Source organism: Acetatifactor sp. (genome assembly GCF_982438285.1).
Window position 1 is genome coordinate 1 of sequence record NZ_CEWDFQ010000455.1, and the last position, 1,974, is coordinate 1,974.

General features: G+C 50.3%; 2 protein-coding genes. Both read left to right on the forward strand.

The annotated features are described in order from the left end of the window. On the forward strand, positions 1–542 hold a 542-nt coding region (locus AC1WIP_RS15180; protein WP_481142616.1), incomplete at its 5' end, for a hypothetical protein. A gap of 79 nt (positions 543–621) precedes the next feature. Next, positions 622–1,971 (forward strand): glucose-6-phosphate isomerase, encoded by a 1,350-nt coding sequence (locus tag AC1WIP_RS15185; protein WP_481142617.1) that lies wholly within the window; start codon positions 622–624, stop codon positions 1,969–1,971. Positions 1,972–1,974 lie beyond the last annotated feature (3 nt).

Genomic DNA, 1,974 nt, shown 5'->3' on the forward strand with positions numbered 1-1,974 from the left:
GTCCCATATCCTTCGAAACCTTATATCATCTGTCCGGCCAGGCTATGCTTTTGTCCGTGGTATGCGCCGGGATAGGCGTATGCAAAAGCATTGTGGAGGGACGCATGCTTGGGGAAATTCTGCCCTTCTATATTGTGAGCTTTATCGGACTGTACCTTTATTTTTCCGTATCTACTGTGATGGACATTAAAGGCAAGAAAAGAATCCTGAAGGTGAATCTGGTGGATTATCTGGAAAACCATCTTTCCGCGAGAATTGATGTGACCCAGAGGGATATGGAAATGCTCTATGGCTCCAGACAGTACAGAGGACGCTCCAGAAGACGGCGGGGGACGGTGGAGCTGATGCCCATCGGGGGACGGCTGATTCCGGAGGAGGTACAAAGCGATGCCTCCTGCCGTCAGGAACCGGCTTCTTACCGCCAGGATACGGCTTCCTATAGGCAGGAGCCGGACTCTTACCGCCGGGAGGACTACAGGGAGCAGGACGCTAAGGTAAGCGAGGAGGAGCTGGAGGCTCTGCTGAAGGAATTTCTTGGATAAGAGGCTTGAATTTGCCCTATAACTTTGCTAGAATTGAGACAAGATATACAATTTCCATTATGCGGAGAGGAGCAAATATATGAGCAGACAGGTTTCCTTTGATTATTCCAAAGCAGGTTCATTTATCTCGGAAGAAGAAATCGGGTACATGAAAAAGCTGGCGCTTGACGCTAAGGAGGTATTGGTCTCCAAAACAGGCGCGGGCAACGATTTTTTGGGCTGGATTGATCTCCCGGTGGATTACGACAAGACAGAATTTGAAAATATCAAACAGGCGGCAAAGCAGATACAAAACGACTCTGAGGTGCTTTTGGTCATCGGCATCGGCGGCTCCTATCTGGGAGCGAGAGCGGCCATTGAATTTTTGGGACACAGCTTCTACAATGTGCTGGATAAGAGTGTCCGCAAGACCCCTGAAATTTATTTCTGTGGCAATTCCATCAGCTCTACTTATCTGAAGCATCTGATGGATGTGGTGGGAGACAGGGATTTTTCCATCAACATGATTTCCAAATCTGGCACCACCACAGAGCCGGCCATTGCGTTCCGGGTATTTAAGGAGAAGCTGGAGAAAAAATACGGAAAAGAGGGCGCTGCCAAGAGAATTTATGCTACCACCGATAAGGCGAAGGGAAGCTTAAAGCATCTTGCAGACGAAGAAGGCTATCAGACCTTTGTGGTTCCCGATGATGTGGGCGGAAGGTTTTCCGTGCTGACCGCAGTGGGGCTTCTCCCCATTGCCGTAAGCGGCGCAGACATTGACAAGCTGATGGAGGGTGCGGCAAGCGCAAGAAAGCGTGCTCTGGAAAATGATTTTGAACAAAATGACGCCCTGCAGTATGCGGCGCTGCGGAATATCCTGCTGCGCAAGGGTAAGAGCGTTGAGATTCTGGCAAACTATGAGCCCGCCGTCCATTATGTGAGCGAGTGGTGGAAGCAGCTCTACGGCGAGAGCGAGGGAAAGGATCAGAAGGGTCTGTTTCCTGCAAGCGTGGATTTGACCACAGATCTGCACTCCATGGGACAGTTTATTCAGGACGGCTCCAGAATTATGTTTGAGACCGTGATCAATGTGGAGACCTCCAGGGAAGAACTGGTGATCCAAGAGGAGCCGGTGGACTTGGACGGGCTGAATTATCTGGCTGGCAAGACCGTTGATTTTGTCAATAAGAGCGCCATGAACGGCACCATTCTGGCTCATACCGACGGACAGGTGCCTAACTTTGTAATCAACGTGCCTGAGGTAAATGAATTCTATCTGGGCGAGCTGTTCTACTTCTTTGAGTTTGCCTGCGGCGTAAGCGGTTATCTGCTGGGAGTGAATCCCTTCAACCAGCCCGGTGTGGAGAGCTACAAGAAAAACATGTTCGCACTGCTGGGAAAACCGGGCTATGAGGCGCAGAGAGAGGAGCTTTTAAAGAGGCTGTAACAG

Excerpts from the sequence above, each read along its gene's own strand:
- AC1WIP_RS15185 (WP_481142617.1), top strand. The coding sequence starts at position 622 with ATGAGCAGACAGGTTTCCTTTGATTATTCCAAAGCAGGTTCATTTATC.